This window comes from Plantactinospora sp. DSM 117369 (assembly GCF_053764795.1).
The window spans coordinates 2,736,034-2,753,426 of sequence record NZ_CM132446.1; the positions used below are offsets into that span (position 1 = coordinate 2,736,034).

17 protein-coding genes are annotated in these 17,393 nt (G+C 69.0%); 12 read left to right on the top strand and 5 right to left on the bottom strand.

Annotated features, from left to right (window positions below; all coding sequences use genetic code 11):
- Positions 1 to 48: 48 nt before the first annotated feature.
- Both ACSMXO_RS12325 and ACSMXO_RS12330 read left to right on the top strand, forming a co-directional pair.
- Positions 49 to 471: a hypothetical protein gene (locus tag ACSMXO_RS12325; protein ID WP_455417810.1), complete on the top strand. Its 423-nt coding sequence runs from the start codon at positions 49 to 51 to the stop codon at positions 469 to 471.
- Positions 472 to 585: 114 nt separating this feature from the next.
- Positions 586 to 897, top strand: coding sequence for a hypothetical protein (locus ACSMXO_RS12330; RefSeq protein WP_346262479.1), 312 nt, complete (start codon positions 586 to 588; stop codon positions 895 to 897).
- 309 nt (positions 898 to 1,206) lie between these two features.
- On the opposite strand, the gene ACSMXO_RS12335 is transcribed toward ACSMXO_RS12330, so the two are convergent.
- The 3 genes from ACSMXO_RS12335 to ACSMXO_RS12345 all read right to left on the bottom strand — a co-directional run bounded on the left by ACSMXO_RS12335 (position 1,207) and on the right by ACSMXO_RS12345 (position 3,182).
- Positions 1,207 to 1,818 (bottom strand): hypothetical protein, encoded by a 612-nt coding sequence (locus ACSMXO_RS12335; RefSeq protein WP_455417811.1) that lies wholly within the window; start codon positions 1,816 to 1,818, stop codon positions 1,207 to 1,209.
- A 359-nt stretch (positions 1,819 to 2,177) separates the two neighbouring features.
- Positions 2,178 to 2,363 carry a hypothetical protein gene (locus ACSMXO_RS12340; protein ID WP_455417812.1) on the bottom strand — a complete coding sequence of 62 codons (186 nt, stop codon included), beginning with the start codon at positions 2,361 to 2,363 and terminating at the stop codon, positions 2,178 to 2,180.
- Positions 2,364 to 2,405: 42 nt separating this feature from the next.
- The gene (locus tag ACSMXO_RS12345; RefSeq protein WP_346262477.1) at positions 2,406 to 3,182 is read right to left on the bottom strand and encodes an SAM-dependent methyltransferase; all 777 of its coding nucleotides are present in this window, start codon (positions 3,180 to 3,182) and stop codon (positions 2,406 to 2,408) included.
- Between the two features lie 480 nt (positions 3,183 to 3,662).
- Between ACSMXO_RS12345 and ACSMXO_RS12350 the strand changes: the two genes are divergently transcribed.
- The 9 genes from ACSMXO_RS12350 (at position 3,663) to ACSMXO_RS12390 (ending at position 12,608) form a co-directional block, all read left to right on the top strand.
- A protein-coding gene (locus tag ACSMXO_RS12350; protein WP_455417813.1) for an IS3 family transposase occupies positions 3,663 to 4,864 on the top strand; the annotation gives its coding sequence in 2 pieces (ribosomal slippage) (positions 3,663 to 3,900 and positions 3,900 to 4,864; 1,203 coding nt in all).
- A 213-nt stretch (positions 4,865 to 5,077) separates the two neighbouring features.
- Entirely contained in the window at positions 5,078 to 5,599 is a 522-nt protein-coding gene (locus ACSMXO_RS12355; RefSeq protein WP_346262471.1) for a PadR family transcriptional regulator, read from the top strand.
- On the top strand, positions 5,596 to 6,276 hold the full coding sequence (locus tag ACSMXO_RS12360) for an ABC transporter ATP-binding protein (RefSeq protein ID WP_346262470.1): 681 nt from the start codon (positions 5,596 to 5,598) through the stop codon (positions 6,274 to 6,276). Before ACSMXO_RS12355 ends, ACSMXO_RS12360 begins: the two co-directional genes overlap by 4 nt.
- A complete protein-coding gene (locus tag ACSMXO_RS12365) occupies positions 6,273 to 8,720 on the top strand; it encodes an FtsX-like permease family protein (RefSeq protein WP_455417814.1) in 2,448 nt (815 codons plus the stop codon). Before ACSMXO_RS12360 ends, ACSMXO_RS12365 begins: the two co-directional genes overlap by 4 nt.
- 349 nt (positions 8,721 to 9,069) lie before the next feature.
- Positions 9,070 to 9,213 (top strand): hypothetical protein, encoded by a 144-nt coding sequence (locus tag ACSMXO_RS12370; RefSeq protein ID WP_455417815.1) that lies wholly within the window; start codon positions 9,070 to 9,072, stop codon positions 9,211 to 9,213.
- Between the two features lie 14 nt (positions 9,214 to 9,227).
- On the top strand, positions 9,228 to 10,325 hold the full coding sequence (locus ACSMXO_RS12375) for a phosphotransferase enzyme family protein (protein WP_455417816.1): 1,098 nt from the start codon (positions 9,228 to 9,230) through the stop codon (positions 10,323 to 10,325).
- Between the two features lie 300 nt (positions 10,326 to 10,625).
- Positions 10,626 to 11,090, top strand: coding sequence for a GNAT family N-acetyltransferase (locus ACSMXO_RS12380; protein WP_455417817.1), 465 nt, complete (start codon positions 10,626 to 10,628; stop codon positions 11,088 to 11,090).
- Between the two features lie 509 nt (positions 11,091 to 11,599).
- Entirely contained in the window at positions 11,600 to 11,812 is a 213-nt protein-coding gene (locus ACSMXO_RS12385; RefSeq protein WP_455417818.1) for a hypothetical protein, read from the top strand.
- A gap of 388 nt (positions 11,813 to 12,200) precedes the next feature.
- Positions 12,201 to 12,608, top strand: coding sequence for a VOC family protein (locus tag ACSMXO_RS12390; RefSeq protein ID WP_455417819.1), 408 nt, complete (start codon positions 12,201 to 12,203; stop codon positions 12,606 to 12,608).
- A 38-nt stretch (positions 12,609 to 12,646) separates the two neighbouring features.
- Here ACSMXO_RS12390 and ACSMXO_RS12395 read toward each other — a convergent pair whose 3' ends face one another.
- Positions 12,647 to 14,995, bottom strand: coding sequence for a glycosyl hydrolase family 95 catalytic domain-containing protein (locus tag ACSMXO_RS12395; protein ID WP_455417820.1), 2,349 nt, complete (start codon positions 14,993 to 14,995; stop codon positions 12,647 to 12,649).
- Between the two features lie 718 nt (positions 14,996 to 15,713).
- Here ACSMXO_RS12395 and ACSMXO_RS12400 point away from each other — a divergent pair.
- The gene (locus ACSMXO_RS12400; protein WP_455417821.1) at positions 15,714 to 16,193 is read left to right on the top strand and encodes a hypothetical protein; all 480 of its coding nucleotides are present in this window, start codon (positions 15,714 to 15,716) and stop codon (positions 16,191 to 16,193) included.
- A 124-nt stretch (positions 16,194 to 16,317) separates the two neighbouring features.
- On the opposite strand, the gene ACSMXO_RS12405 is transcribed toward ACSMXO_RS12400, so the two are convergent.
- Positions 16,318 to 17,295: a LacI family DNA-binding transcriptional regulator gene (locus ACSMXO_RS12405; RefSeq protein ID WP_455417822.1), complete on the bottom strand. Its 978-nt coding sequence runs from the start codon at positions 17,293 to 17,295 to the stop codon at positions 16,318 to 16,320.
- Between the last annotated feature and the right edge of the window lie 98 nt (positions 17,296 to 17,393).

Sequence of the window (17,393 nt, forward strand, 5' to 3'; positions counted from 1 at the left end):
AGCTTGTGGCCTCGATGACGGGTGGTCTGCTCCGACAGGAGGGCGCGGGTGTTCGCGGGTGTTCGGCGGTGGCATCGTCGGCGTGTCGGCCAGTACGTGAATACCTGGTTCGGCTGGCCGGTGCCCGGCCGGGTTCTGATCGCGTCACCAAAAGAGATGGAAAGGCTCGTACGGGCGGCCGAGGTCTCCAACTACAGTCGTAAGGGCGCCAGGACCGACCTTGACCGTGCCGTGGTGCACGTAGTCGTGCCGTACCTGCCGGAGCCCACTCCGACACCGGGATGGATGTGTCTGGTCATCTCATTTCGACACCCGATCCTTGACAGGCCGATCGGCGAACGGCCGGACTTCGCATTCGCAAAACTGGACATCGCGGAGACCGAACTTCGCGGGCTGAAGGTCGCGAGCCCGACGTGCAGAGACCAGCTTCTGCACTGGTTGGCGTGGCGGGCATTCAGCGCGGAGCGGTAGGTGGGTGACGGCCGAGGACGTGAGCCTGGCGGCCTGGTTCGGGCACGCCGCAGCCGGTAGGTGCGATGCTTACCCTGCTCGCATCAGCGGTCCTGGGCTTGCCATCCTGATCGAATGCCGAAGCTTACAGAAGACGACTACAAAGCCACAATGGCGCTACATCCGATCAGAGTCGACCCGGACGAGGAGCCGCCGTTCGACTTCTGGCCATACTTCGAGGCCATCCCACCGGAGGACTTCGGCGGCCACGACTTCTCGGCGGGAGCAGTGCCCTACGCCTGGAGGATGCCTGAGAGCGTCTACGAGCACGTCCTCGTGCGATGCGAGACGCCCAACGTGTTTCTGGTGCTCGTGCTGGACGTGATCGGCGGCTCGGTCGTAGGCCATCACCTACTCGACCTCAACCGGCTCTACGGCCTGGCCTGAGATGCGGAGGCTACGAGGCCCGCGCCGGTCAGGCGGGGTAAGGGCCGGATCTGCCGCCGATCGAGCCTCCCGCCATGGGGCTGAGCGGATCTGCGGGCATCACGCGGGCGACCGTCGGCGACCACGTCGAAGGACGCTGTGCCGGTACGTCGGATCCGTCGCAGCGGTGGCAATCTGGGAACGGACCCAGCCCGGATCTGCCATGCGTGCCGTCGTGCGTGCCGAGCCGCGGCGGGGCATCGCGGTGCGATGGTGGCATCGCGGCTCAACGCGGCCGGGTCGCCAGCAGACGCAGCGGCGGCGGGGCGGTCAGATCTTGCCGCTGGCAGGCGGCGCGACCAACCCGGCGGCGACGAGCAGCCGCATCCAGGGATCGGCGTAGCGGCGCCTGCGGGTCCGGTACGCCGGAAACCTGCAGATGAGGCCGACCAAGTCGGGGTACTCGGGCCCGAATACGTATCGGGCGAAAAAGGTCGGCAGGTCGGGTGCGAGCTTTGTGCAGTCAAGGCGCCCTTCCCCACCTCGGTGGCAGTAGTCCGCGAAGTCGTCGCCGTCGAGATGGAAGACGCTGCCATCGACGACATCGATGTCGACCTGGCCACCCGTCACGGGGTTGTCCTCGTCCATCCAGACGACCTCTCGGCCGATCGGCAACGCGTGCTCCACCCAGATGCTGGCGTCGGTGGGCGGCCTGGCCGACCACGTCTCGACGGTGCGGACCACCGGGGGCGGCTCGAACCGGAAGACGCCGGTCTCGACCCGGCCGACCAGGTCGAACACGTCGTACAGCCCGGCTGGTAGCTCCGGGATGCGGGGCAGTGGCACCTGGGCGTCGATGACGACGCCGAAGCGGTGCTCGGCCTCCAAGCGCCGGAACGTCGCGATGCGCTCCTGCAGGACCTCGAGCATGTCGATCACCACGACTGCACCCTATCGACGCCGCACGAACGCCGTCGCGCTCGGCCGCCGGTGGCCCCAGCCCTCCCCAACAAACACCGCCGGCGTAGCTCGGTCCGCGTCCGCTTGTGGCATCCCTTGCAAGGCACTCTCCACGCCGGGGTTTCAGGGTGGTTGGTGGCGGATCTGGGTAGTGGCTTGTCCGAAGGGCCGAGGTCCGGGGTCAGGTCGGTCACGCTGGGTTGCACCGGGGATCGAGCGTCGACGCCTGCCAGCACAGCGCGGTCAACACGACATGCAGGTTGAGGAACGACAACCAGGACCGACGCTGCCCGACGCGCGGTCTGCGGCAGATCCGGGCGCCCGACGTTGTAGTCAATCGTCTAAACAGGACGAACCAAATGGATGACGATGAGGAGGATGCCTGCTCGATCCAGGCGAGACGCGAGGCTGAACAGGCGATTTACCCGCTCGCGCGCCGCCTCCTCGACAACGCAGACACCGCCGTAAACACCGGCCTGCACCGCATCGGCGGCGGATGCCAGCTGTGTTTCAACTTCCTGGACCACACACCGGCCTACGCCGCTAACCGTAACCCAAATACCGAAAGATCAAGGCTTGCGGCCCACCGCGCAGTACACGTCGAGGGCGGCCGGTTCTGTTCCCGGCTCTGGCCGCCACAGCGAGGTCGACACCACGCCGGGGTCAAGCAGTTCCAGGCCCTCGAAGTAGCCGCCGATCTCCTCCGGAGTACGCAGGTTGTACGGGTGGCCGCTCTGGTTGGCGATTCGCTGGCTTTCCACGCTCTGCACGCTGGTGCTCGTTCCGTCGCTCACCGCCAGGTAGCTGCCCGATGGCATGGCGGCGAGCAGCCGCTGGACGATCGAGCGGGCCTCGGCGTAGTCGGCGACGTTGCCCAGGATGCCAATCATGGTCAGGGCCACGGGCCTGCTGAAGTCGAGCGTCTGGGCGGCCTCGCTCAGGATCCGCTCCGGATCCTCCACGTTGGAGTCCACATATGCGGTCTCTCCCTCGGGTGAACTGGTCAGCAGCGCGCGGGCGTGCACCAGCACGAGCGGATCGTTGTCGACATATACGATCCGTGACTCGGGTGCCACTCGCTGCGCGACCTCGTGAGTGTTGTCGGCCGTCGGGAGACCGGTACCGATGTCGAGGAACTGCCGGATGCCCACCTCACCGGCGAGCAGCGTGACCGCCTGGATGAGGAACCTCCGCTGCGCCTGGGCGACCGCCACGATCCCCGGGTGCGCCGAGCGGAGCGCCTCGCCCAAGTCCCGGTCGACGGCGAAGTTGTCCTTGCCCTCCAGGAGGTAGTTCCACACCCGCGCACTACTCGGCCGGGTTACGTCGATTTTGGGATCGGTCATCAAGGATCCTCTTCGATGGGGCGGCCGTCAGGGAGCGATTGTAGGCAATGTCCCTAGCCACCGTGAATGACACCGGGTCAACGGGGCGCGGCGGGCCACGGTTCAGGCGGCGGACCCGGCCGCGACAGCCGCGGCCACGCCGAGCGCGGCGCCCGGCCCACGCGTCGCGGTGAGCATTACCGCAGCCCACGAGCCGGCGGCGACGCGATCAGCCCGGCCGCGACCATCGACGGGTACGCCCAGGCCAGCCCACGCGGGTTCGGTCGGTGTGCTCGATCCCGCGCCTGATCGCGACATCATCGACCCCGAGCACCGCGGCTGTCTCATACCTCAGAATCAGGCAGGGCGTGCACCAACTCCACCAAGGCGGTCTGGCCTGTTGAAACCCCAGTCGGACCGCCAGGCGCGAACCTGTGGGCTTCCCCCTGAGATGTGGACACCCTGAAACTGGACGTTGGTCCAGAGGAAGGGGTGTCCCCGTTGGGGCGTCCATCGAAGTACACGGAAGAGTTCCAGCGTGACGCGGTTGACCTGGTCCGTTCGTCGGGTCGGCCGATCAACCAGGTCGCCCGCGAGTTGGGGATGAGTCACGAGACGCTGCGGAACTGGGTCCGTAAGCAGGAGCGGCAAACCGGCACGGGTCCGGCATCGGGTGGGGACGCTCTGTCGGTGGCGGACAAGGACGCGGAGATCGCCCGGCTGCGGCGTGAGGTGGCTGAGCTGCGGCAGGAGAAGGAGATCCTGCGCAAGGCAGCCGCGTATTTCGCGAAGGAGATGGATCGGTGACCAGCCGCTTCCGGTTCATCTCCACCCACCGCGCCACCTGGAGCGTCAAGCGGCTGTGCCGGATCCTGGCCGTGTCCCGCTCCGGGTTCTACCGCTGGGCCGCCAGCGAACCCGCACGGCAGGCCCGCGCCGCCGCCGAGGACGCCCTCGCCGAGCAGATCAGGGTCATCCACGCCGACTCCGGTGGCGCCTATTGGTCCCCGAGGGTGACCGTCGAGCTGCGCGACCGGGGTGTGCGGGTCAACCGCAAGCGAGTCGAGCGGATCATGCGGCAGCGGGAGATCGTGGGCCGGCACCTACGCCGCCGCAAACGCACCACGATCCCGGATCCGGCCGCCCCGCCGGCGCCGGACCTGATCGGCCGGGACTTCACCGCCACGACACCGGACCAGCGGTGGTGCGGCGACATCACCTACCTCCGCGTCGGCGGCGGCTGGCTCTACCTGGCCACCGTCATCGACATCGCCACCCGCCGCCTGATCGGCTGGTCGATCAACACCCACATGCGCACCAGCCTGATCATCGACGCCCTGGACGCCGCAGTCGCCGCCCGGAGCGGCCGAGTCGACGGCGTGATTTTCCACTCGGACAGGGGCGCCCAATACGTCAGCCGCGACTTCGCCGACGCCTGCCAACGGCACGGCATCCGCCGCTCGATGGGGCGGATCGGATCCTCGTACGACAACGCCCTGGCCGAGGCGTTCTTCGCCACCCTCAAACGAGAGTTGGATGTCGACCACCACCGCTGGACCACCGAACCCGACGCCCGCCGCGACGTGTTCCGGTGGATCGCCTTCTACAACCACCGGCGCCGCCACTCCGCACTCGGCTACCTCAGCCCCGCCGACTACGAACAAACCCTCACACCGGCTACCCTGCAACAGATCGCGGCATAACCCGGTGTCCACATCCCGGGGGGAACCTCAGTAGTCGGGGTGGCGTCAGTTGCGGCCCGGATACGACCTGAACGTCGCTCTGCTCAAGTGGCTCAAGCCGTCGATCGGAGGGGGTCGGCGACTGGATAGTTCGGAACTCTCCCGCCGTTGTCCGGCGCGGCGCCCCGGTCCGGTCCTTGACAAAAACTAGTAACGCAGTGTCTAGTGCCATGCATGGCGCTTCCGGAAACCTTGCTCGGGCTGTTGGAGCCCGTACCCCGACACGGCTACGACCTCCGGCGCGAATACGACGCGCAGTTCGGCTGGAATCGGCCGGTGAAACCACCCCAGGTGTACGCCACCCTCGCCCGTCTGTCCCGGGACGGCGAGATCGAGGCGGTGGCCGTCGAGCGGGTGGGTGGTCCGGACCGGACGACGTACGCGCTGACCCCGGACGGGGTGACGCACCTGGAGCGGTGGCTGGCCGAGCCGGAGGGGATCTCGGCCTACCTGCAGTCGGTGGTCTACGTCAAGGTGATGATCGCGCTGCGGTCCGGGCGGCCCGCCCTGCAGGTGCTCGACGCGCAGCGCGCGGCACACCGCCAGACGATGCGGGAGGTGACGGCACGCAAACGGGGTGGCAGCACCGCCGTAGCCGTCGCCTGCGACTTCACTCTCTTCCACCTCGAAGCCGACCTGCGGTGGATCGACCACACCGCGGCCCGGCTGGACCACCTGGCTCGGGAGGTGCGATGAGCGGCTCCCTGCTGCGGACCGTCGACCTCCGACTCGCCTTCGGGGCTACCCAGGCACTGGCCGGAGTCTCCGTGGAGATCGGCCCTGGTGAACTGGTCGCGCTGGTCGGCCCCTCGGGTTCGGGCAAGTCCACTCTGCTGCACTGCCTGGCCGGCATCCTCCGGCCGGACAGCGGCACGGTGTGGTACGACGGTGTACGCCTCGACGACCAGTCCGACGACCGGCGCAGCCGCCTGCGGCGCACCGACTTCGGTTTCGTTTTCCAGTTCGGGTCGCTGGTGCCGGACCTGACGGCGTTGGAGAACATCGCCTTCCCGCTACGGCTGGCCGGGGTACGGCGGCGGGTGGCCGAGGCACGGGCCCGGGAGTGGCTGCACCGGCTCGGCGTTGCTGACGTGGCCGGCAAACAGCCCGGCGCGATGTCCGGCGGCCAAGGGCAGCGGGTGGCGGTGGCCCGGGCGCTGGTTACCGGGCCACGGGTGGTGTTCGCGGACGAGCCGACCGGTGCGCTCGACAGCTTCAACGGTGAACTCGTCATGGACGAGTTGGTGGGCACGGCCCGGGAGCAGGGCACGGCGGTGGTGCTGGTGACGCATGACCCCCGGGTCGCGGCGTACGCGGATCGGGAAGTCGTGTTGCGGGACGGCGCGACGGCGCCAACGGAGGTGTCGGCGTGACCGGGTGGGGACTGGCGCTTGGACTCCGGCTCACCTTTACCGGCGGGCGCGAGGGACGGATCCGACTGCTCATGATGGTCGGTGGGGTGGCGGCGGGAGTGGTCCTGCTGCTCGCGGTCGGGGGTGTGCTGCCCGCCGTGGTGGAGCGGATCGGCAAGAATGCGGCCCGGGCGGTCGTGCCCACCGCCGACGCCGGGACCCGCACCGAGGGAGTACGGGCGGCACTGTCGGTCGGATTCTGGCGCGGGCGTGAGATCCGGGTGCTCCGGGTCGAGGTCGTCGGCCCGGCGGTCGCCCCACCGCTGGGCGTGCCGAGAACCCCGCAGGCCGGGGAGATGTTCGTGTCGCCCGCGCTGGCGGCGGTGTTGGCCGGCACACACGGCGCGGAACTCGCGCCACGCCTGCCCGAACGGATGGTGGGCACGGTGACCCCGGCGGGTCTGGTCGGCCCGGAGGAGATGTACGCCGTCGCGGGCCCACCGCCCGGTGGCCTCGTCGGCCCACCGGGCATCGAATCCGGCCTGTCAACGGCGTTCGAACGCCCCGCAAAAGGGTCGCTGTTCGCATCCCAGGGTGTGCACGTCGACGGGACCGGGATGGGGCAGGAGGCGAACGCCACGGGCACCCTGCTGGTGGTGGTCGCCCTGGCGGGTGTGGGCCTGGTGGTGCCGCTGCTGGTCCTGATCGGCACCTCGGTCCGGCTCTCCCAGGCCAGCCGGGAACGGCGGGCCTCCGCCATGCGTCTGGTCGGCGCCACCGCAGGCCAACTGCGGATGCTCGGCGCGGTGGAGGCTGCGGTCGTTGGAGCGCTCGGCGTGCTGGCGGGTACCGGACTGTTCTTCCTGCTCCGCGCCCCGGTGGCGGCGTTACTGCCGATTCCGGACGGCCTCTATCCGCAGGACGTGGCACCGCCACCAGCGGTGGCGATGGCCGTACTGGTCGGAGTGCCGGCGCTGGCCGCCCTCACCGGTAGTCTCGCGCTCCGCCGCGCGGTGGCGTCCCCGCTCGGCGTACGGCGGCAGGCCAAGCCGGCCCGCGCCGGCGCTTTCCGGCTGCTCCCGCTCGGCCTCGGTCTCGCCATGCTGGTTGGCGCCTACGCCGACCGCCGGGCCGTGCTCGCGGGTGCCTGGCACGGTCGTGCGCTTCTGCTGGGCGGGGCGGTGATGTGTCTGGTCGGCCTGGCGGTTGGCGCCGCCGCGCTGGCCCGAGTGACTGGCCTGGCAGTGGCACGTTGGGGACCCGGCCTGGCCAGCCAACTCGCCGGGCGTCGACTGATCGCCGATCCGGCCGGCGCCGCCCGGGCGGTTACCGGGACCGCTCTGGTGGTCGTCCTGCTCGGCTGGGTGGTGGCGCTGCTGCCCGTCCTCGACCAGATCGACGTCGACGGCGACGACGGCCTGGCCGGTGCCCTGCGCCCGCACACCGTCGTGGTGACCCTCGCCGCCGACGCCCGGGTGGAGCCGGTCGTTGAGACACTGCGCGCGGTGGACGGTGTCGCCCAGGTCGCCGCGGTCCGCCACCTGGACCTACTGCCGCCCGGCGTACGACCGACAGACTGTTGCAGCGACGGAACCGCCCGGATCGGTGAGCAGAACGTCCGAGCTGTGATCGCCGACTGCGACGACCTGGGACGGATCCTGCGAGCGCCACTGTCCGACTGCCGTCCGAACACCCTGCACTACCTCACCGGAAGCTACTTCCCCTCGTCGACCATCACGGCGGCGGGTCGGCTTCAACCGGTGATCGAGCCAGACCGTCCACCGGCCGGCCCGATCCTCGACGTACCGGCGGAGCTTCCCGAAGTCACCCTGCCCGACGAGTTCACCAACCGCACCGACGGGCTGCTGCTCGCAGGTGACCTGCTCGTCCCACCCACGATGCTCCCCGCCGACCTGCCCGACGAATGGTTCCCGAACCTACTGGTCGCCACCGACGGCCGGGCCGAGACGTTAGAGGCGGTCCGGGCGCGCCTCGGCGCACAGCAGACCCCCTTCCCACCGCTGACCGCCGAGGAAGCCGTCGTGCTGGCCCGGTCGTCCTCAGACGGCTACACCCGCGCGGCGCTCCTCATGACCATCGCCGTCGTACTGGCTGGCGGCCTCTCGCTCGCCGTCACCACCGCCGACGGCATCCGCGAGCGGCACCGGGCACACTCGGCACTGACCGCGATGGGAACTCCCGCCCGGGTGCTGCGGCACAGCGCCCTGCTGTACGCGGCGCTTCCCCTGGCGCTCACCATCGGCTTCGCCGTGCTCGTCACCGCCGCCAGTTCCTGGCTGCTCGTCGGACTCAGCGCATCGACCGGGGTCGCCCCGCCGCCGTTACCGTGGGACGGATACGCCGCCATCGGCACCACCACGCTGGTCGCCTGCCTACTCGCCACCGCCGCCACGCTGCCATTCGTCCGAGCCGTGACCCGACCCGACGCCCTACGCATCGAATGAAAGCGCCCGGACAACATCCGATGACCGACTATCCGGCGTCGCGCGGATGACAGGACTCTTCCGGCGACACTCGGGCGACCAACTGCTCGAAACCCCGTAACGAGCGGAACCTGGCAGTCGACCACGGCGCCCCCACCGCACCCGCAGGATCAGGGCAGATTCCGACGGAGTGAGGGGCATCCGAGACAGGAATCCATCACCTCGTATCCGTAGGGCGCTGCCGCCCCGGCGAGCCGGCAGCGCCCTTTCGGGTCGTCCTCGTTCCACTGCCACCAGCAGTGGCCAGGGCGGGACCGTGGGGTCGACGGCCGCTTCGACGGTCCGATCCTGCGCAACCCGCGGAGCCCGGATGGACCGGCACGCGGCGACCCGCCGGCTCAAGCACCTCGCCGCCACCGCCGGAATCGGGATGCCGAGGATGCACCCACACACGCTGCGCCACACCGCCTGGCTACCACCGCCGGTTTCCCTGGCGGGCCACCTGGTCCCCTAATAGGCTCACTCGACATGCGCGTGACCCACTCGCTCCTCCACGCCGAGGACCTCGCCCAGCTCGTGGAGCGGGAGTACGCCATCGCAGCGCCCGTCAAGGTGAGCTTGCTGAACCGCGGCTTCAACGACACCTACCTCGTCACGGACGTCGAGGGCGGTCGCCGCGTGCTGCGGGTCTACAACCGAGAAAAGTACTGGATCCGTTCGGAATCCGACCTCCGCTTCGAGCTCGACCTGCTTGAGCACCTGGCCGTGGCCGGGCTGGGCGTCATCCGCCCGTACCAGCGGACCCTCGGCGACCGGCTCGGCCGGCTGATGGCGCCCGAAGGCGAACGATGCTTCGCCCTGTTCACCCACGCGCCTGGCACGCCCTTGTACGAAGGCACGCTGACCGCCGAGCAATGGCGCGAGTTCGGCTCCGGCATCGCCCGGATGCACCTGGAGATGGACGCCTTCCTCACCAGCCACGACCGCTACCACCTCGACGAGCGCATCCTCGTCGAACGGCCGCTGGCCAGCCTGGGACCCTATGCCGGCTCGGCCCGGGCCGCGGCGGACCTCGCCGAGCTCGGCAAGCTCGGCGAGCGACTGACCGGCGAGATCCAGCGGCTCCGAGCGATCGGCGGCGCATACGGAATCATCCATGCAGACCTGCACCGGGGCAACACCCACATCGACGGCGACGGACGGTTCGTCACGTTCGACTTTGACCACTGCGGGTTCGGGTTACGCGCGTACGACCTGGTCACTCTCTATCGCGGGCCCGGCTCGCCGGAGGAGGATCGCGAACGCTGGGCAGCGGTCCTCGCCGGCTACCAGCAGGTCCGTCCGCTGAGCCAGAGCGAGGTGGCCGGCTTCCCCGTACTGGCTGCCTGCCGGGCGATGTGGGACATCGGTGATTGGCTGGGTGCCACCGACCGTACCGGCGACGCCTGGGTGACCGAAGCGGTGATCGCCAAGCTGCTGGCGGACGTCCGCGAAGCAGGATCCGATCCCACACCCCGGCCGGCCGCCGAGCCGACATTGGAGCAATATCCACCACACGTCGACTTCAGCCCACGCGATCCGCACGCCGCCGACGAGCAACCGCATTACGAATCAGGCGACGCGTGACGCCGTACGAGCTCTCGTTACAGTGGACGCACGAGCATCGATGACGGCGGTGAATGCACCTCCCATGCTCGACACCTGCACGAGTTCAAGTCCAGTCGCAGCTGGGCCCCGAAGTCACGCCCACACAAACCCGTTGGTGAGGGGCGGGGTCCGAACTTCCGGCCAGGTGGGACCGCTCCCCGCGCTCATAGCCAAGGCATCGATGATCAGGATCTCGGTGGTGTCGCGATATGGTCCGACAGCGGTTTCCTCCGACTCCGAGAGCGCGCAGCCATCGCCGAGGCAGCTGATGGGGGCTTGATGAACATCCAGATTCGACGGTTACGGCAAGGTGCCGAGGCCGAATTCGTGCGGGGGCTGGAGTGGCTCTTCGACCCACCCGGCAGCCGTCCCCCGGATTGGGACCGGGACCGCGCCGTCGAGCGCACCGTACAGGTTCTCGCCGACGAGAACGTTGCACTGTTCGAAGCCCGCTCGCACCAGGATCAGTTGGTCGGCGTGGCCAGCGTCTACCTGGACATCCTGTCGGTGCGCTTCGGGCGTCGGGCTTCGATCGAAGATCTTGCTGTGCACTTCGAATGGCGCTCCCGAGGCGTCGGCGCTAGCCTGCTGACGACCGCCAGGGCGTGGGCGCACGAGCAGGGTGCCGACTACGTCTTCTTGGAGTCCGGCGTTGCGCGAACCGAGGCACATCGCTTCTACCTCCGTGAAGGTGCAACCCACACGGCCGCAGCATTCAGGTGGACCAGGGAACACATCCGTTGACGGGTACCGCGTCTGCTCGGCGGTAGTGCGGTGCGGCTGCACGCCTACGGCCTGGATGCCACTGGACTGTTCACCGCGACGGAATCAGTCTGCGGGCTCTTCCGGCACGGCCGGCGCACGTGGTCTCTGCTCCGGCGAGGCCGGCAGTCCAGTCGTGCTCGAACAGCGAACGGATCTTTGATCGCGCACCGCGGTATCCGCTTCTGTCCTCGGTCACCCGCGCGTTCGGCGGCATGTCGATGATGTCCGAGCGAGTGATCTTGGCATCCCGATCTGCCGCACACCGGGCCTTGGCGCTGAGGGTGCCTGGTGACGCACCGTGAGGTATGACTGCCTTTCCCGGTTTCGGTGCCAGTGTCGTCTCTTCCGATCGTCTCGCTCTCCGCGCCGCTGCAGCCGGCCACCTCGGTCGGCACCGGGGTGACCCGCGGCTGCACACCGAGTCCGACCTGCGGGTGTTCCCGACCTGGTGCGGCCACCAGGACCTGCACCCGCTGTCCGTTGGCCGGGTGGATATCGAGCGGTACCTGCGCTGGCTGCCGGACGTACGTCGTCGCCAGCCCTCGGCCGACTCCCGCCGACTGTGGGTGGTCATCGGCTTCTACCGCGTCTGCGTCATCGAGGACATCCCGCCGCACTCACCAGCCGACTACCTCCGCAGACCGTGGTACCACCCGAATCATCCACCCTCGGCCTGGGCCACCTCCAGTTCGAAGCCCTGATCACCACCGCACGCCTATCCGCCAACCCGAACGATTTCGCCCTGATCGCCATGCGCGGCGGCTCGGGCTGCGGGCCTTCGAAGCCTGTGGCGCCAACATTGGCGCCCTCGGCGAGGAACATGGTCACCGGGCCCTACGAGTCCGCGACAAGGGCGGCAAGGTGGTCCTCGTTCCAGTGTCGCCAGCGGTGGCCGGGGCCGTCGACTGCGACATCGGTTGATGTAGACACGTCGAGCCGCGTTCGGGATACGCGTTTCGTGGTGCCCTTCGCCGGCCAGGAGGGCGCCGCCTATCGGATTATGCTGCTGCTGAGCTGCTGGTCGATCCGTTCGAGCGGGCTACTCGGACGGGTCGGTGGCCGCACGGCTGGCGGGAGGGTGCGACTTTCATGAAGATCAGGCATCGGATGATCGTTTTCGACGCCGCGGATCTTGATGCGGAAAGCAAGTTCTGGGCCGGGATGTTGGGCGGCACCGTGGACGGGGGCGACCGCTGGCGCAACATCTGGGTCGACGGCGACTGGCAGCTGGGCATCCAACTCGCGCCGAACCATGTTCCGCCCGATTGGCCTGACGGCACTCCACAGCAAGTCCATCTCGACCTCTACGTCGATGACTTCGACGCCGCGCACGAGCAGGCGGTCGCGCTGGGGGCGCGCCTGTTGAAGGCGGCCGACGACCGCGCCGCGAGTCGGGGCGCCCAGGTCTATGCCGATCCCGCCGGTCACCCGTTCTGCCTTTGCTGGCTGCCGCCCACAACGGACCAGCGGAGCGCCGGCGCCCCGTCGGTTCCGTGACGATCGGTGGCAGTGCCTTCTCCCGGTCCTTCGGGTGGTCAGCGTCCCGGCGTGAGCGTCACCGATTCGCCTGGCCGTAGCGTGACGCGGTGCCGCCAGGTACCCGCGCGGACCTCGGTCGTGGTGCCGCCGATGCTGTGGATCACTGCCCGGGTCGCCTTCCCGTCGCGCCAGGTGAGGTCGACCTCGAAGCCGCCGCGTGCTCCGACGCCGGTGACCGAGCCGCGGGCGGCCCAGGCGCGGGGCAGCGCGGGCAGCAATTCGATCACGCCGGGCCGGGAGTAGAGCAGCATTTCCAGGGCTGCGGCGGCACCGCCGAGGTTGGCGTCGATCTGGAAGATCGTGTAGCTGCCCTGGCTGTACATGTCGAAGAGGTTCGCCGCGGTGCCGTTGCCGTTGTTCATCGACGGCCGCAGCACCGTGAGGTAGAGCTGGTACGCCCGCTCCGCGTCCTTGAGCCGCGACCAGCACAGCGACCGCCACGCGCACGCCCACCCGTAACTGTCCATCCCCCGAGCCAGCAGCAGATTGCGTACGCCGTCGAGCAGCTCCGCCGGACTCGTGTCGGCGGCGATCCGGTCGCCGGGGTAGAAGCCGATCAGCGGCGACAGGTGCCGGTGCGTGGTCTCACCGAGATTGTCGGGGCTCATCCACTCCTCGAGCCAGCCGGTCTTGGGGCTGACCCGCGGCAGGTAGAGCCGCGACTGCAGGTCCTTGAGCGCGGCCGCGAACTCCGCGTCCCGGCCGAGCACGGCGCTCGCGACCTGCGTCTGTTGGAACAGGTCCCAGGCCAGTTCCTGGGCGTACGTCGTACCCTTGGCGTCCGGTCCGTGCTCCGGCGACCAGGCCGTGTCATCGATCAGCACCTCGTGCCCGTCGACCGTGGTCGTGATCAGCCGCGCCTGCCAGAACTCGGCGGCGCCCTTGAGCACTGGATAGATCTTCTCCAGGTACGCCCGGTCCTGGCTGTACTCGTAGTGCCGCCACAGCGAGTTGCACAGCCACGCGTTGCCGGACGGGTGCCAGGCCCAGCCGCTGCCTCCGTAGATGTTGGTGGAGAACGCTACCGCCCAGCCGGCTACCTTCCCGCTGCTGTTGCGGAACCGGTTGCTCGGGTGGTTGAACAGCCGCCCGGTCACGTCGGTCCACACCGGCAGCTGGGACACGCAGTAGTCGGCCAGTGCGTCCGCGCACTCGCCGAGCCCTGCCGGGTCGGCCAGCCAGTAGTTCATCTGCACGTTGATGTCGGTGTGGTAGTCGGCGAACCAGTCCGGGGTGTTGTTGTGGATCCACAGCCCTTGGAGGTTCATCGGCAGCCCGTCGCGCGAGCCGGTGATCGTGAGGTAGCGGCCGTACTGCACGTACGCCGCCTCGAGTTCCGGGTCCACGGTGGTCGGGTCGGTGTGCCGGACGGCAATCCGCGACCAGGAGTCGAGCGCGCGCTGCACCGCCGACGAGGTGCCGAGGTCGATCGTCATCCGGTCGTACAGCCGGCGGTAGTCGGCCACGTGCGTGGCGAGCAGCCGTGCGCCGGAAACCCGGGCGGCGGCGGCGACTTTTGTACGAGCGAGCGCGAGCGGATCGATCGCCGGGTCGCGGAAGTTCTTCGCCGCATCGGGGGAGTAGTTCGTGCCTGCGCAGACGACCACCAGCACTTCCCGGCAGCCGTCGAAGGCGACCTTGCCGCCCTCGGCGCGGACCCGTCCCCCGGTACCGACCACGGTGACGGCCGCCCCGTACGCCAGCCCGTTGACGAGCGTGCCCGCGAAGCCGGCCTGGTCGCCACTCGCGGTCGTGGTCTCGCCGTGCGTGCCCACGAGCGACACCGTGCCGGCGTGGCGGCCCCCGCCGGTCTGGGTGAGTCGCAGCACGACCACGTCGTCCGGGTGGCTGGCGTAGACCTCCCGCCGGTAGCGCGCCCCGCCGACCTGGTAGCTCGCCGACACCACTCCGTTGCTGAGGTCCAGCTGGCGGCGATAGTCCGCATACGCCTCCTGCCCGGTCAGCGCGACCCGCACCTGCGCGAGCACCCCGAAGCTGCCGAACCCGTTCGCGTCGTACGGAAGCTGCCCGTCATTGGTCAACGTGTCGTTGCGTCCACCGGTCCAGAACGAGCCGTCGGTGAGATAGAGGGCGTCGTCTGTCGGATCCCCGGAGACCAGCGCGCCGAGGCGGCCGTTGCCGATCGGCAGGCCCTCCCGGATGATCTGGTCCTCCCGCGCCGGCGTGCGCCACCAGAGCGTGGTCGCGTCGGCCTCGGGCACCAGGGCCGGCTCGGCCGGCCGGGCCGGAGCGGCGTGCGCCGCAGGGCTGGCTCCGGCCAGGGCGAGACCGGCTCCGGTCGCGCCGGTGAGGCGGAGGAAGTCGCGGCGGGATGATGCGAACATGGTCGTTCCCTTCGTGCCGGATTCATCGGGCCTTTCACGGGCCTTCGGGGTCCGGGCGTGCGGTAGCCGGCGTTTGGACCATCGAGAGACCCGATGTTTCCATAAAATATGGTCAGTGTTTCGGGGATGTCAACAGCGCCGTCGATGCCGGCGCGACCACCGTGGATGGTGGGCTGGGTCGTCCCGGCCCACCATCCACGGTGGCGCTACAGGTGGTAGTCGCCCGACGCCTCGATGTTCTCGCCGGTGAACCAGCCGAACTCGGTGAGAAGCGGATCAACCTCGCTGAAACCACCACGAGGCACCGGCCGTCTGCATCACTGAACCTTTTCCACCTGGACCGCGCGGCGCTCACGCACCGCGTCCGACCTTGCGGTCCGCCGGACCGCAAGGGGAGGTTGAAAAAGGTTCACTGGAGCGCCGTGGAGCGCCGACGCGATCGCTGACCGGTTTTACAAGATCCTCGACCAAGTTGAACAAGACCCTCATCCGCGTGAACTTGGCCGGGCCGACCCCCCGGGTTGAACAAAGTCACCCGGTCCCTTCGGGATGCCACGCAGGCGTGAGAATGATGGTCGGGCCGCCGACGTCGATCAATCTTGGGACGTTGTAGTCCGTGCATAGGACTGACGCCAAACAGTGTCTCGCCTGGCAGTTCGGGCTGGAGTTGAGGCTCGTCCGGCCGGTGTCCGGGACGGCGCATCGGTATGCTGCGGTCGTGTCCGAACAGCGCCGCGCCGACCATGTCGGCTATGTCCGCGCGGTCGTTGGTGACCTAGGGATACTGGACGTCGAGATTGACAAGTTGGTGGACTTGGCGACCGAATCTCCCCTCGGTGGGGTCGGGCCGCACACCACCGGTTATGCCAAGCGCGCGTCCGGTCTGTACGTTCGCGACTGCTACCGGTGGCCGTGGCACGAGTACTACCGGTGGACCGCCGATGTGCTGTGGGATGAGGAGTTCGGCTGGGCAATGACCAAGTCGTTCGAGATCAACGCTGGTTCCGACCGAGGACGGGTGTACGGCTGTTACTCGCTTGGGCTTGGGTTGGTTCCCGACCCATCCGACGTCGCGCTTCGGGTTGCTTCGGTGCTGATGACCAGGGACGAACCGGGCGACCGGCTGCGGCAGTTGCGCAGTGCCGGTAACTACAGTTGGCCATTCGAGTCGGCGCTGGCGGCCTATGTTTCGACATGAGTGCCGCGGGCCTGACGACCCGACCAACAGACATCACAGTTCAGCGGCTCATTTTCCGGTCAGATCGCCATGAGCGTGAGCGCGGCCCTGTGCGGCCCGTGCCGTCAGGGGCTGAGTCGCACGGTCAGGGGCGGCAGCCGCAGCTGCGGCGTACGGTGAGGTTGAGGCGGTGTAGCTGGGGGCCGTGAGTGGTGCCCGGCCGGCCCAGTACGGCGTCGACGGCGCTGGCCGCGAGGTCGGCGAAGGGTACGGCGACGGTGGTCAGAGCCGGGGCCAGGAAGGCACCTAGTTCGGTGCCGTCGATGCTGATCAGGGCGAGATCGTCACCGATGCGGCGGCCGGCTTCCCCTGCGGCGCGCATGGCACCGAGGGCGTGCTCGTCGGTCGTGGCACATACGGCGCTCACCTGCGGATGTGCGGTGAGTAGCGCGTGTGTGTGCCGGTACGCCTCGTCGCGCAGCAGCGGGAAGCGGCAGTCGACGACCAGGTGCCCGGGTACCGGATGGTGGTGCTGGGCCAGGGTGGCGAGGGCGCCGCGGGCGCGGCGGCTGACCGGGTCGTCGCCAGCGTCGGTGCCGAGGACAGCTATGTGGCGGTGACCGTGGGCGAGAAGGTGGTCGGCGGCCTGGCTGCCGGCGTCCGTGTCATCGCCGGCGACACCCGGGGCGTCGGGGTGGAGGCGGTGCATCAGGACATAGGGGATCTCGGCCTGGCGCAGTTGCTCCACCGCGTGTCGCGGGTCGTCGGATGCCACAAGCAGTACTGCATCGACGCGGGCGTCCAGGAGCGCGCGGAGCTGGTCGTGTTCGCGCTCGCTGGTGAAGTGGGCGCTCCCGACGAGGAGGTGGAGTCCACGGGCGAAGGCGGCCGCCTCGACGGCGCGGGTGAGCTCGGCGAAGAACGGCTTGGCGAGGTCGGGTACGACGAGGCCGATGGTGCTGGTACGGCGAGCTCGCAGCGCTCGCGCGAGGTTGTTTCGCCGGTAGCCCAGCTCGGCGACGGCGGCCAGCACCCGCGCGCGGGTGGCGGCGGCCACCGGGCGTGGCCCATCGTTGAGCACGTAGCTGACCACGGCCGTCGAGGTCCCCGCGTGGCTGGCCACGTCATGCATCGTCGGTGCTCGCACCATGCCGTCCTTCGTCTTCACAGGCTGTTCTTGACTGTGCCACATCACCACGATCTAATCGTTTAGAACGGTGA